12 protein-coding genes and 2 pseudogenes are annotated in these 13,674 nt (G+C 50.2%); 5 read left to right on the plus strand and 9 right to left on the minus strand.

The window, feature by feature from the left end:
• From ABLV12_RS09520 to speB, 3 genes are read right to left on the minus strand one after another with little or no spacing between them, the layout of a single operon-like run.
• On the minus strand, positions 1-1,077 hold the full coding sequence (locus ABLV12_RS09520) for a 2-oxoglutarate and iron-dependent oxygenase domain-containing protein (RefSeq protein WP_348867013.1): 1,077 nt from the start codon (positions 1,075-1,077) through the stop codon (positions 1-3).
• 12 nt (positions 1,078-1,089) lie between these two features.
• Positions 1,090-1,938, minus strand: a complete 849-nt coding sequence (locus tag ABLV12_RS09525; RefSeq protein WP_348867014.1) for a TIM barrel protein — start codon at positions 1,936-1,938, stop codon at positions 1,090-1,092.
• A gap of 10 nt (positions 1,939-1,948) precedes the next feature.
• Entirely contained in the window at positions 1,949-2,899 is a 951-nt protein-coding gene (gene speB / locus ABLV12_RS09530) for an agmatinase (RefSeq protein WP_348867016.1), read from the minus strand.
• A 115-nt stretch (positions 2,900-3,014) separates the two neighbouring features.
• Here speB and ABLV12_RS09535 point away from each other — a divergent pair, with 115 nt between their 5' ends.
• The 3 genes from ABLV12_RS09535 to ABLV12_RS09545 all read left to right on the plus strand — a co-directional run bounded on the left by ABLV12_RS09535 (position 3,015) and on the right by ABLV12_RS09545 (position 6,390).
• Positions 3,015-3,926: a LysR family transcriptional regulator gene (locus ABLV12_RS09535; protein ID WP_020476661.1), complete on the plus strand. Its 912-nt coding sequence runs from the start codon at positions 3,015-3,017 to the stop codon at positions 3,924-3,926.
• A gap of 296 nt (positions 3,927-4,222) precedes the next feature.
• Positions 4,223-4,627: a hypothetical protein gene (locus tag ABLV12_RS09540; RefSeq protein WP_134883924.1), complete on the plus strand. Its 405-nt coding sequence runs from the start codon at positions 4,223-4,225 to the stop codon at positions 4,625-4,627.
• Positions 4,628-4,842: 215 nt separating this feature from the next.
• Positions 4,843-6,390 (plus strand): FKBP-type peptidyl-prolyl cis-trans isomerase N-terminal domain-containing protein, encoded by a 1,548-nt coding sequence (locus tag ABLV12_RS09545; protein WP_335269695.1) that lies wholly within the window; start codon positions 4,843-4,845, stop codon positions 6,388-6,390.
• A gap of 91 nt (positions 6,391-6,481) precedes the next feature.
• Here the strand turns inward: ABLV12_RS09545 and ABLV12_RS09550 are convergent.
• Both ABLV12_RS09550 and ABLV12_RS09555 read right to left on the minus strand, forming a co-directional pair.
• Positions 6,482-6,919 (minus strand): annotated as a pseudogene (locus ABLV12_RS09550) (PTS transporter subunit EIIC); the annotation flags it as partial.
• 230 nt (positions 6,920-7,149) lie between these two features.
• Positions 7,150-7,626 (minus strand): GNAT family N-acetyltransferase, encoded by a 477-nt coding sequence (locus ABLV12_RS09555; protein ID WP_029779368.1) that lies wholly within the window; start codon positions 7,624-7,626, stop codon positions 7,150-7,152.
• A gap of 1,096 nt (positions 7,627-8,722) precedes the next feature.
• On the opposite strand from ABLV12_RS09555, the pseudogene ABLV12_RS09560 reads away from it, so the two are divergent.
• A pseudogene (locus ABLV12_RS09560) lies at positions 8,723-8,932 on the plus strand (DUF1272 domain-containing protein); the annotation flags it as partial.
• Between the two features lie 160 nt (positions 8,933-9,092).
• Here ABLV12_RS09560 and ABLV12_RS09565 read toward each other — a convergent pair.
• Positions 9,093-10,640, minus strand: a complete 1,548-nt coding sequence (locus ABLV12_RS09565) for a hypothetical protein (RefSeq protein ID WP_064397982.1) — start codon at positions 10,638-10,640, stop codon at positions 9,093-9,095.
• 227 nt (positions 10,641-10,867) lie between these two features.
• Positions 10,868-11,743, minus strand: a complete 876-nt coding sequence (locus ABLV12_RS09570) for an integrase domain-containing protein (RefSeq protein WP_348867017.1) — start codon at positions 11,741-11,743, stop codon at positions 10,868-10,870.
• Positions 11,744-12,727: 984 nt separating this feature from the next.
• On the opposite strand from ABLV12_RS09570, the gene ABLV12_RS09575 reads away from it, so the two are divergent.
• Positions 12,728-12,859, plus strand: coding sequence for a type II toxin-antitoxin system CcdA family antitoxin (locus tag ABLV12_RS09575; RefSeq protein WP_223175080.1), 132 nt, complete (start codon positions 12,728-12,730; stop codon positions 12,857-12,859).
• Here ABLV12_RS09575 and ABLV12_RS09580 read toward each other — a convergent pair.
• Complete coding sequence (locus ABLV12_RS09580) at positions 12,815-12,961, minus strand: hypothetical protein (protein ID WP_348867022.1); 147 nt, start codon at positions 12,959-12,961, stop codon at positions 12,815-12,817. The two genes, ABLV12_RS09575 and ABLV12_RS09580, sit on opposite strands and share 45 nt — an antisense overlap.
• Positions 12,958-13,593, minus strand: a complete 636-nt coding sequence (locus ABLV12_RS09585; RefSeq protein WP_064397987.1) for a phage baseplate assembly protein V — start codon at positions 13,591-13,593, stop codon at positions 12,958-12,960. Before ABLV12_RS09585 ends, ABLV12_RS09580 begins: the two co-directional genes overlap by 4 nt.
• Positions 13,594-13,674: the final 81 nt, after the last annotated feature.

A 13,674-nucleotide genomic window follows, 5' to 3' on the forward strand; every position in this document is an offset into this window, starting at 1 on the left:
TCACGGGTTATTAACGGTTTTTTGCTGGGCTTGTTTTTTCAGATGGCCAAAGGTGTTGGTGCCGCGGGCGCGTTCGGGGAGCTGGAGCTCGCCGCGGGTGACTTTCTCGCGCAGGTAGCGATAGGTCTGTAACGCCTGGCTCCACATATGTTCACCAATGCTCAGTTCTTGATACTCGCTGGCTTCGCCCGCCTTAAGGAAGCCCGGCAGCGGGCGGATCAGCGTGTGGTAGTCGCAGGCGAAAAACAGCGGGAAGGAGTAACGTTCCTGCGGCACTTTACGTACGCGGTGTGCTGTTGCAACAAATGTGCCAGCGCTCAGCACTTCCAGCATGTCGCCGATATTAATCACGAAAGCCTCTTCTCCGGTCGCGTTCTTCAGCGGTGGGGCGTCGATCCAGGCGCTATCTTCGTTCAACACTTCAAGGCCCGGCTGGTCGGCGAGCAGCAGAGTGAAGCACTCATAGTCGGTATGTGCACCAATACCGGGAACATCTTCGGCGCTGGCGTCAAAGGGGTAGTGGATCAGGCGCAGCTTTGACGGTGGGCAGGTGACCATCGACCTGAAATAACCTTCCGGCAGGCCAAGCGTCAGAGCGAAGGCGTCAAACAGGCGATGTCCAAGGGAGAAGACCGCGTCATACCAGGCCAGTACCCGGGATTGAAATTCGGGTATATCCGGCCATTCGTTGGCGCCAATCAGCGGCGTGTTAGCCACGACCAACGGGTGGTCGTCGGCGGCCTGGAAGCCGATATCAAACGCCTCTTTGCGATCCGGCTTGCCGGAGCCGTAAATCTCTTCGCCTTCGGGAACGTAGCCCTTATGGCTTTTCGACTGTCCGATGTAGTACGCCATCTTGCGCTCCATCGGCAGGGCAAAAATCTCTTTCGCCGCCGCGCGGATGCCGGCAATCAGCTCGGGCGCAATGCCGTGTCCGGTGATATAGAAAAAGCCGACCTCGCGGGCCGCCTGACCGATGGCATCGGCCACTGCCTGTCGTCGGGTGAGATCGGCGCAGGTCAGGTCGCTGATGTCGATGGTCGGTAATTCAGTAAAAGAACTTTTTGCAGCGGTCATCTCTTCCGTTCCTTATGCAGTTAGCGAGGTGAATTCGACAAAATGTTGCTGTTCACGCCGGGCCATCCAGGCGTTCAGCGACCAGAGATCGGCGACCGGAACGTTGGTAAACGGCAGGTGATGCAGATAGCCATCGGGGCCAAACTCCGGGGTCAGCGTGGTGTGCTGGTAGCCGCGCCGGCGCTGCGATTGCCAGATTTGCTCCCAGAAGCGCTGTTGAAACCGCAGGGCCGCCTGATATTCCGGCGCGGCCGGGTGTGGCACCTGCGGCCCCTGGTCGTATCCGGCGCGGGCCTGAATATGGTGGACCCGTTCGATAAAGGCGCTGAGGTCATCGTAAGGGTCATCCAGCAGGCGTTCGCTGACCACGATCCAGTGGCTGATATCGGCGGTAAAGCGCAGCTGCGGCAGCTGTTGAATAATCTCCAGCGTCAGCCACGGGCTATACAGCGAGGTGGCGCGATGGGTTTCAAAGCTACAGAGCAGCTCATACTCGGCGGCCAGTTCATGCGCTCTGCCGAGAAAATCCACCTGCTGCGCCAGCGGCCAGCGGTCGTTACCGGCCAGTAGATTGACGAAGCGCGGATTAAGCGCTTTTGCCGCCGCAAAACGTTCTTTTAAGCGCTCCAGATGCTGCGCGGGCGTCTCGGCCTGGGCCGGAATGACGCCGCCGCCGCTGAAGACAATGGCGATATACTGAAGCGCGGACGCTTCGAGGCGCCGGGCCAGCGTTCGCTGCTCTTCTGTCGTCAGCGGCACTCGCGCTTCGATGCCGCAGCAGCCGACGCTCTGGAGTTCGCTAACCGTTTGCTGCCACGGGGTGGTGACGCCCCACAGCGTGCGAAAGACGTTAAGCTGCATGGTTTTTCCTCTATGGATATTTCACGCCCGGGAGAACGCAGAGCATTTCATACAGCAGGTTGGCGGCCAGCTGGGACGTGTTGCCGCTGACGTCATAGGGGGGCGAGACCTCGACCAGGTCGCAGCCAATCAGGTTCAGACCGCGGCAGCCGCGCACAATTTCCAGCGCCTGAATTGACGTCAGGCCGCCTACTTCCGGGGTTCCGGTGCCGGGGGCCCAGATCGGATCGAGGCTATCGATATCAAAACTGAGATAAACCGGGCCATCTCCCATTTGTTGACGCACTTCGGCCATCAGCGGTGCCAGGGATTTGTGCCAGCACTGCTCCGCCTGAAGCAGACGAAAGCCCCGATCGACGCCCCACTGGAAGTCGCCGGCGGCGTAGCCCTGCGCGCGCTGGCCTATCTGAACGACGCGTTTAAGATCCAGCAGCCCCTCTTCGACGGCGCGGCGGAAGGTGGTGCCGTGGGCGATCTTTTCGCCGAACATTTCATCGTTGGTATCGGTGTGGGCGTCGACGTGAATCAGACCTACCGGACCGTGCTTTTTGGTCAACGCGCGCAGAATCGGCAGGGTAATGGTGTGATCGCCTCCGAGCGTCAGGGGGATGAGCGAAAAACTATTCAAACCGGTGTAGTAATCCTCGATAATCTGCACCGATTTGAGCAGGCTATAGGTGTTAATCGGTACGTCGCCGATATCCGCCACCGACAGTGAATCAAAAGGCGCGGCGCCGGTAGCCATGTTGTACGGGCGAATCATCACCGATTCGGTACGAATATAGCGCGGTCCGTAGCGCGTTCCGGAACGCTGCGAGGTCCCGATATCCAGAGGGATGCCGACAAATGCGGCATCAAGCCCCTGTAAATCCTCAATAAATGGCAGGCGCATCATCGTGGCGCGGCCGCCAAAACGCGGCATCTCATTGCCACCCTGCGGTTGATGAAAGACGTTATCCATTTCTGCTCCTGAATCTGATATTCAAAACTCAACAGCAGGGATAGTGCGCAAGATGTGCTGGACTTTAAATCGTCCGCCGCAAATACTTAGTTCATTTATCAGTGAACTAAACGCCATGCTTAACGACGCGACGCTAAACATTCGACAGCTCCAGGTTTTTGAGGCGGTGGCCCGCCTTGAGAGCTATGGCCGGGCCCAGCAGGAGCTGGGGATTTCCGTTTCCGCGATCAGCAACGCGATGTCGCAGCTGGAGGGCCAGCTGGGCTTTAGCCTGTGCCAGCGCGGACGCGGCGGCTTTGCGTTAACGGAGAAAGGGCAGCATTTTTTACAGCAGGCGATCCGCGTGCTGAGCGAACTGAACGAGCTGGAGCGCCAGTCGGCGCTGCTGAAAGGCGAGCATAGCGGCACGATTTGCATCTCAACGCTTGACTCCATCGAAACGGAAACCGCGCTGTCGCTGCCGGTGGTGCTGCGCAGCTTTAGCGATAAGTTTCCTAACGTACACATCAAGCTGATTATTCGCACCCCGGCGGAACAGCTGAACGGCGTACTGAATAACCATATCGATCTCGCCATCGGTAGCTACAATTCGCGGGTGCATAACATCATCAGCGAACCGCTCTACCGCGAGCAGCACTGGCTCTACTGCAGCGACCTGCATCCGATGTTCTTTAGTCGCCAGCTCGATAAAGATCTCATCAGCCAGTGTCCACTGGTGACGCGCAGCTACTGGAATACCAGCGATCTGCGGCGGCGCGGGTTCAGCAAGGGCAGCGCCACGGTTGAAACCGTCGATGCGCAGCTGCTGTTGATCCTGTCCGGGAAATACATCGGCTATCTTCCTGAGCACTACGCCTGGCCGTGGATTAAAGAGAATCGCCTGCGCGTGCTGCTACCCAATGAGTTTGGCTTTCAATCTCCCTTCTCGGCGATCTGCAAGCGCGGGCGCAGCAATGAACCTTATCTCAAGGAGTTTCGCAATCTTCTGAAGAAGAATACCGTAGCCAGGCCGAAGTGGAGTGCATGAGTTTAGTAATGAATGAAAAACAGCTTATGCCTGATTTTATTGGGAAGTAGACCGCTTAATATCAGGCATATAGCAGGCGGCACATCATTAACTATATGTTATTTAGAAAAAACTCAGATAAAAATATCGCCTGGTTCCAGGATAATTCCCACTCTGTAATTGGTTAAAAAATAACCTTTTTATGTGTTTTTTCTGAATTACGAGTAATTCCAACCTGTAACGTTGTTTGTTAATTTTTTTTCTGCTGGAATCGAGAAATATATTTTTTGTGCACTATTTTTCTAATGGATGGGAAAATGATAAGAAATAGCTTATTGGTATTGGTGTGTATTTCTGTGGGTGTATTGCAGGGGTGTACTAATATTAAAAAAACAGATAGCGCACTAATAAAGAAAGATGTGAGTCAAACCGAACAGCCTGCACAAGTTCCTGCTTTACAGCAGTGTATCCAGGATGCGGATGCTTTAGTTAAGCTGGATAACAAGTTCCAGAAAGATTCAAGTGAACTCTATGGATTAATTAACGACGCTAAGTTTTATGCCTCTGTTTCGGGGCAAACCTCAGCCAGCGTAAAATCAACCATTACCCCGCTTTTTGAATATAAGATAAATGATAAGTGTAATAGTATTTCTCAGAAATTAATCAAAGAGTTCGAAACCCGCGCCCGGAAAGCCGATCTTAAAGATGGGCTGACCAGATGAGGAGCCTTAAGGGGAAACTGAAATTATACGATCTCAGAGGTCTTGCGATTGTATTTGCTCTCTCTACCCTTTTTGTCATGCTCCCTGCTCGTTCCGAGGGGGGAGACTTCCTTGATAATATCAAGAAACTTGAAATTAAGGATCCGCCGGCCTCAGGCGCCGCTAGCGCGGAGTCGGCCTCGTCTAATCTGAATAACGAGAGCCGTGATAAAAAAATGCCGCCGAAGCAGGATGGCGTCAGCAAAAGAATAAATCAGAGCAATCAAACGCAAAGTACGATTAACGCTCTGCGCAAACAGAATGCGGAGCTGAGCGCGGCAGCCAAAGCGGCGGAGAAAAAACTCGCTGAAACAACGCGCGAACTGTCGGCGCAGATCGCCGCGCTGAAGGCACAGAGTAGCCAGGGTGTACAGAAAGAGAGTGGCGATCCTGCCGCGGTGAGCGCGCTGACTAAAAAGAACGTCGAACTGGCCGCCACTGCCGAAGCGGTGCAGCAAAAGCTGGATGAAACCACTCGCACGCTGTCGGCGCAGATTGCGGCGTTAAAGGCGCAGCGTGCACAGGACGAAAACGGGCATAAGAGTGCTCTTGAAGCACTGCGCAAAAAGAACGCTGAACTGAACTCCGCTGCCGAAGCGGCGCAGAAAAAGCTGGATGATACGACCCGCACGCTGTCGGTGCAGATCGCCGCGTTGAAAACTCAGAAAGGGCAGAGTGACAACGCTCAGAAATCAACGATAGACACGCTGATGGGCAAGAACCTTGAACTGAGCGCTGCCGCCGCAATGGCGCAGAAAACGCTGGATGAGACCACCCGCACGCTGTCGGCGCAGATTGCCGCGCTGCAAAAGCAGAACGCCCAGGATAAAAGCCAGCAGAAATCCGCGCTCGACGCGCTGAACAAAAAGAATGGCGAACTGACCGCCGCTGCCGAAGCGGCGCAGAAAAAGCTGGATGAGACCACCCGCACGCTGTCGGCGCAGATCGCCGCGCTGCAAAAGCAGAACGCCCAGGGCGAAAGTCAGCACAAATCCGCGCTCGACGCGCTGAACAAAAAGAATGGCGAGCTGACCGCCGCAGCCGAAGCGGCGCAGAAAAAATATGCTGAGTCAGTTGCTGCTTTGAACAATCAAAATCAGAAATTACAGTCTGCCCTTGATAGCCAGGCCATAAAGGAAAGTGAGTTAAAGCTTACTGATAAAAGCATCAAAAATGCCTACGCACTCGGCGTTTTCTATCTGACTCAGGCGCTATCGGATGTGAATAAAATGGCTGACAATGATGTGAAGCTGTCGCCTTCGGCGCTGGTTTCAGGCTTTAACGATGCTTACCATAAAAAGCTGAAAATCAAAGAAGGTGAAATAGAAACCATCGTTAACACCCTTAATGAACAAATGTCATCTAAGTACGTTGATATTGAAAAAAGAATCATGACCAAAATTAAAAATAAAAAATATGAGGTTTTGCCTAATGGTGTCTATTTCGTGATTGATAAACAAGGGAAGCAACCTTACAAGCAGAATGAGTCCTTATCCCTGAATATACTGGAGAAAAAGCTTGATGGTACCCCGATACTCAATACGATGAATTCCAGGATGGTATACGACAAACAAATCGATCCCCTGATGGCCAAAGTTTTATCAGCGGGCTTAAAAGGCGGCGCGGTCACGCTATATGGTCAGGCTGGTTCGCTGTACAGCACGACGCCCGCTGACATAAATCCTGATACGTTAATCTCAATTACCTTTGAACTCATTCCCTGATCGTCGATAGCGGGCACCGGCAGATTGGCGCATTCGCAGGGTGGCAGGCCGAATACGTAAGATTCATACCCGTAACCGATATAAGACTGTAGCCCGAAAGCGCGCCGGTGAGGATCCCGGCGAAGACCCCCATCTTAAGCACCTGGCCGCCCAGCACCATGCTCTGGCCGGCTGCTTTCATCTGTTCCGGCGCCGCGAGCTGGCCCTGCAGCTGCAGTGTGATATTCATGGCGTTGATAAAGACGATAAACGTCACCAGGCCAATGAGCGCCGCGTAGCCTTTATCGCGAGCGGCCAGGCCTACGGGGATCCCAATGGCGAAGATCAGCGCCAGGTTCACCAGTACCGATACCGCTGATTTAGCAATGAGCTGGCCGATATTCTGAATTAAAGGATGGCCGAGCAAGGGCAGATATTCCGCAAGGTTGCCGTTGCCCAACACGTTGCCAAAAGCGATAAACAGACCCACTATCGGCAAGATAAGTACCGGCCCATAGAGGGATTTTCCAAAGTTTTGTAGGGCGTTCACAGCTTATTTCATGGTTATCTCTCTTATAGAACTGCGCACAGGGTGCGTCACAGGCATAAAACTAGCGGGATGAAGGGGCGGTAAGCTATTTATCTTATTGTTTTAAAAACAAATGACGCGGAAAGTAACATGTGACCTTCCGCGGTGTGAACGAGGTAACAGCAGATTAATCAGAGAAATTTTTGTCGGGATAGAGGTATGTGAGTATGACAAGCTGAAAGTAGGGGGAATTAATGAGCAGATTGTATGTTTAAAACAAAAATCTGCTCATCATCCTCCGTGCAGGAACAGGAAAATCCGAGTTTGTTCAGTAAATTTATTGAGGGAAGATTATCTGCCACAACGCCGGCTTTTACGGCTAAAAAACCTTGCTGCTTACACCAGTCAATGACCGCCATCGCAGTTTCAAGGGCGTAACCCTGACCTGCATACCGTGGGCTAACGGTGTAGCCAAGCCAGATGGTCTCGTTTTCTTGTTTTAAGTAGAGATCGCCAATTAAAGTCCCGGTCGCGGTATCGATCGCCGCGAGCTGCATGCCCTGCGTAAGAGAAGCGTTTCCCAGCAACGCCTCGGCATAAGCTTCCTTTGTCAGGCCCTTAAACCCCTGGTACTGCATCCATTCGGCATCGTTGCGATATGCCATAAAAGGCTCGATATCATCGGCGTTAAACGGTCGTATCACGCAGCGTTTTGAGTAAATATTCAAAATTGATCCTGTGAAAATGGGGCGTGTAACGTCTTTTTCGCCATCCTGCGACGTAAAGCCCGTGCAATGCCGATGAGTGCCAGAGAGCATAATCGAATCTCAACTCATGATTGTCTTTTATTTGCGTCAATAAATGCAATGTGAAGCCGTCCCTTTTCATCTGGAAACGGAAGGTAGACGAATACAGGATTAAGAAGCAGGCCGCCACCAGGCTACTCATCAGGGGCGGATCAATGTGGTCTCCGGTTCCGGAGCATGCTGAACCGCTGCAGTAACGAGTGTCGCGGCCACTTGTGGTGCGGAAACAGGCAGGATGAACAGCGGGGAAGTATGCAACCAGCGTTACTGGTAAGGATTTCGAAATAAAAGAGCGAATGTGGCGAACGGGCAGAGCGTAAACCCGCTGGATTTGATGATTAGCTCAAGGCCATCCCCATCAGGAAAACATAGTGCATTTTAATGAGATTAGCTGATTCGATCACCTTAAAAGGAAAAGGGGTTTTACTGCTGCCGTACAGGCTTAGTTTTAGGTTCCACAAAAACACTAAAGCTTTATGAGGTGCCTGACAAGGTGCCTAAAAGGTTCGGATTTAATTAGTTGGCATCTGACTTCGCGGGACAAATTGCAGACACAAAAAAGCCCGCAGGGCTTGCGCCGTGCGGGCTCTTAGGACTTCATCGGATGACTCTGGTAATCACCGATGGAGAATTTTTGCTGGCGTCCCTGTAATTGGTGGGGGAGGTGGTTGATTTTGTTGGGGATTTTGATTTTTTGTGGGGAGGGGAAGGCGCAAAAAGAGTGGTGATGATGTTGATATGGAAGGGGTTTTTGTATCTATTTGATTTTTAAGTTGATTGTTGGGAACGGGATTTTCCGTGCTAGTTTAGGCTCTGGTGGACGCTATAGGCTTGTCGTTCGTTTCCGGAAGTGAGCGTTTCTGTCGGATAATTCACTCTCTTGAATTTTCCAGACTGTAGACCATGCTCATCTAATACACGTGAAAAACAATAGCGTCATCTATCGCATAAGGAGATACGGGTAGATGGCCTTTGGTATAGCCAATGATGTCCCTTTAACAATAAGAGAGCACCATGTAATTGCGAATGCTGTGATAAAGATCTGCCACCTGAATCAAAAGAGGCATACATCTGTTCATTCGAATGCACATTTTGCGTCGATTGCGTGACCCAACGGCTTAACGGCCAGTGTCCGAACTGCGGAGGGGAGCTGGTGCGACGTCCAATACGCCCGGAAGCATCCCTCCTGCGACACCCTGCATCCAGTCAGCGTCACTATAAACAGTAGAGATGAAAACTATGTTCGCTTCTTGCTTATAACGGCCTTGGTGATCCTCCTGGCCGTCCGCTTAGAGCCAATAGCAGACGCCTAGTTGATGAAAGATTTTATGATATATATTATTTGGTTAATATAATCCATTTACTACTAGCATATTAACAAACTCAGGTTACTTTCTCCGGAAGTAATTGGGATCCCCTTTAAGCCAGCGTTTGTCAACAATATTACCACTAATTTTTTCTATATAATCGCATTCAAATGCCGTTAGATTTTTTGAAAAATTTTTACTTACAATGCCATCAATAATTATAATGTGACAATTTTCATATAAATAGTCACATCCATATTTACATACAGGCATTACAATATAAGGATCCACTCGCTCATTAAAAGAACAAATTGACCTTGGCTTTTTGTGTGCAGCGACCAAAGAATTAACTGAAAGTACATTAGAGCAAATAGCACAAGTTTCACTCTCTTTATTGTCAAAAAGCCAACTCCTCAATAACCGCTGCTCTTTCCGACATACACTCATGCTATCGATATCAGTTCCTTCGGCACAAGCTGTTAATAGTTTGTATTTAAATTCCTCATATCTATCAAGAACAATGCCACTTGTAAAAGATTCACTTTTCAACAAGGTATATGTATAACTTCTCCGAATAGTTTTATCAGCAAAGATTAGTGTTGAATTTAATATGGCTTTATTTATATTCGGTTTGCTATATCCCCTCTGTTCCAGAAAACACTTAACATCTACGAAACTAATGGATTCTTTATTTTTCATGTAATTAATGATATCTAATTCTATATCTCTTAAGTTAGTAGCATCTAATGTTAACTTTGCAGCACAACCATCAAACTCAGTAAACCGAGAGGATTCAAGATATTTTTTTAAAACATTTATGGGGGGATATATTGCGCCTTTAGGTGGAGTTCTTTGCTTAAAAGCATTCAATAGCACAATAGAAAGCGTATCAATATTGACTACCTCAGCAATGTTTTTAATTTTCCCTAAGTTGTTAATTAGGGTATTCTCTCTTTCTTCTACGATATACCAATAGTCGTCATTTATATTCGATAACCAAATATCATCCCGAGAACGAATTATATTCAATAGCAATTCTTTGTAAGTTGCATATTCTTCACTGTTCTTAAAAAAAGTTGAGAAGTTTGATATGCCAACCAACCCTGGATAAGTTCTAATTTTTCGTATGGCTTTTTTTATCTCAGGAAGTTCTGAAGATTTTAATAAATAAAGGTTTGTTTCAGATTCAATTGATTGCCGGCTTGCAGTGGAAAGTCTGTTAGTGTATATATTATATTCTTCACAAACGTTCAAATGATGCAATAAATTCAGTATGCCTTTTATACTAAATGAATTCGGGACTAAATTTTTCTCTTTTAATTTTATGGTAATATCTTCAATAGTAGCGCATCTGCTTGATTCGATAATTATAAAAACCTCTTGCGTTATAGGTAGATCAGACAGAGTCACCTTACTTGTAAATTTGTTTTTGATTATTTGTCTTGGTCTCTCTGAACGACGTTTATCTGAATCACCAACGTTAAATCTTATTGCTGCATCATCTAATGTTGGCCATATTTCCTCTCGAAAACCAAAATAAAATAAAATTAACTCAATATCTCTATATTTAGTATCATTATCACGCATCGTCCTGTGTAAAAAGTTAACCAATTCTTCTTCAATGTTCATAGTTTATCATTACAGTGTATTAAAAATTTAAATCTATCAAAAATCTAGCCCATGTCAACTCTATTGCTATTGCACTGTAATATTATCGGCATAGTCAAAAAATAATTAGCTATATATAATTGCTTTAAATTTTTCTTTGCAGTCTGTTCTTCGCTCTTAAAGGACGTTCCTGTTCTGTGATAGCAATTCGAGCCAGAGTTGGCTAAAATCCGGTCATCCCAGAGTATTTATTTACCATGCCTGTAAACCTGCTCAATATACCTCCCGCGACCATCCCCATGCCCCAGATCCGTGGATGTTACTGCCAGCGCCTCTTTGTTACTCAGGCCTTGCTCCTCGTAATAGCGGATTGCGTCCTGCGCCCAGGCATAGCGCAGGGAATGAGGGGAGTATTCGCCCGTCAGCCCGGCATCGCGGAGATGGTTGTGCCAGTAATCCATTGCAGATTTCAGATCTGGTTTGTCAATGAGATGCCCGTTACGCTCCCCGGCAATCCCAAGCGCCTCTTTCACCACCTGGCGAACCACTTCCCGGTCCGTCACCCGCGTCATGCGCGGTCGTCCGCCTTTGGTGCCGAAGATCACCGGCAGACGTTCAGCCCCTTTTTCCAGCTGTTTGTCCCAGGTTTTCAGCGACTGGCAGCACTGTACCGCTTCCTGTCCACGCAGGCCCATCACCCGCGCCAGTTGCAGGCTGGCCGCGAGACCTGCGTCGGTTTGCCGGACCCGATCCAGTATCTGATGGTAAAGTGCATCCGGAATGGCCCGGTGCGTCCCGTCACGGCTGGCACCACTGATGCCGAGTGATTGATTGCTGATTAATTCGGACTGACTAAGCTGCATGCGCCCGGCTTCAGCCAGAATGGAACGCACCATCGCCATTTCGTTCTGTAGCGTTCGCTGAGAAATACCCTGCGCCAGCCGTTCATGAATATATCCTGCAATGTGTCTGGCTTTGAGCTGGCTGGTGCTGGTGACCTGAATATTCTGCGCCAGCAAATGACGGGCAAAACGCTGCGCCATCTGTTCGCGGTCGTGGACGGTTTTGTGGCTGCCACCTGCGCGGTGCGCCAGTTTTTTCATATTCTGTGCCAGTCGCGACATGCAGACTCCTCCGCCTGATGCGGTAGCAATATTTTCCGGCGCGTGGGGAATGCACGGCACTGAACATTGCGCCATGCTGAACAATACCGGTGCGCCGGAAGGCGAGAGTTGAGGTATGGTGGGGTACGGTACTGCACGGTGTGCAGGCCGCCTGCCTCAGCAGGGATGCCCCCGGATCGTCGTGATCCGCCTCCGGTACTGTTCATTCCTCCTTGTTATCTTTTTGACGCAGAAATGATGGCGTCAGAGGGTAAATACAACGATAAGCCTGATAAGACGGCGGCTGGCGCAGCGGTGTGCGTCGGCGTCACTTTGTTTTGCTTCGCCTCCAAAGTGACGCGCCGCCGTTTCAGGTAACCTGTTTACTGGCGCAGAGATACGCTCCGTCTGAAGACGCGGTACCAACCTGCCTCGTGCTGGCACAGGTTATAGCAGCTACAACGACCGGACTGCGTCAGAGACGCCCCCGCCGTATTGTCCGGCTTGCGGGGTTAAGGGCTTGACCAACCTGACATAGCAGCCAGGCACAGTCCTCTAAGGTCATGGCTGTCTCGGGTACAGTCCCAGGACTGCGGCAGTTACCGTAAAAATAGCACTGTGGATACGATGGTCAAGCTGATTTATTTCCATAATACACTGATAATAAATAACTTTATCATCATGATGCAGTATGAGGTTTTATGAGCATCAGAAGATTAGGAAAATATTGTCCAGAGAATGCCATGGCAGGAAGGATTCTGTGCGAGTTGTGAACCCGATGCTTACGTATACGCAGCGATGCTGTTTTGCATCTTTGGTGAGGCTTTCATGAATAATTATCCGGAAATGCCGCCCGCAAAGGCTCGCTAAAGCGAGCCTTTGCGGGCGTAGATTTTAAATTTTTCTGATGGTTCAAACCACGCTATCTCAGCCGTACCTAAAATACTTAAACGAACAGAGTGGGGATGCAGAATGATACAACGCACCACGCGGAATGTTACTGTGATGCCGAACGCAGTTCCCTCTGATCCAGAAGCGAAAAAGCAGGCCAGTTCTCCCTGGCAAGAAGAAAATCAGGAAGGACTGGAGGCGCTAAACAGCTTCCATGCTGAGTACGGGCATTTTAGTGGTGACTAATCGCGGCGCATCACGCGAGAGCCGACCGGCCTGACCGACGTGCTCAACGTCAGTGTTAGCGCGCCCTATCTCGCGGTTCATGCCGATGTAACGTGTTGTCATAGTGGTGTCCCTGTTTCACCGCCGCTGTCGCCGGGGTGTTTATGCAGATGAAGCACTTTTCCGTTTGAAGAAAGCGATCCGGCGGTATGGGTAATATTGCCTTTCATCGTCCCGCCTTTGGTGACCTCGAGTGACCCGGTCGTCAGCTTGTTGGTGCAGACCACCTCTGGGGTGTCGAGGGTGATGCGGGTCTCCGCTTTCACCGTCACCACCGGCACCGTCACGGCGATGGAATCCGACGCCGTAATGTCTGCGGTTTTTATGCCGCTTACGGTCAGCGCGCCGGTCTCCGGCTCGTACTCGATAACCGCCCCGTCAGGAAAGGTAATGTGAAATACATCAGCCGATGCCGACGGTGCGGGGTAGTCATCAGAGAAAATACCGGGCAGCACAAAGGCGGTATCGAGCTCGCCGCCCACGGCCAGCAGTAAAACCTGCTCGCCCACAGAGGGAGCCCACCACGTGCGAGAGCGACCAGCGCGCGACGTCAGCCACTGAAGCCAATCGGTAACGATGCCGCCAGTCTGGACACGACAGCGCCCGTTATCGAGGTCAACTTCGACGATAACGCCGGTGCGGATCAGATTGCGTAGGAGACGTAAAGCGTCCTGAAGATTTGCGCGAGTATTCATACATTGAAGGATCCGCCCAGAGTTCTGAGCGGCAATTTGTATTAATTTGATGAGTCAGGGCACAACAAGGGTCAAGAATAA

This window comes from Klebsiella sp. CN_Kp100 (genome assembly GCF_040065315.1).
GTDB lineage: Bacteria > Pseudomonadota > Gammaproteobacteria > Enterobacterales > Enterobacteriaceae > Klebsiella > Klebsiella oxytoca.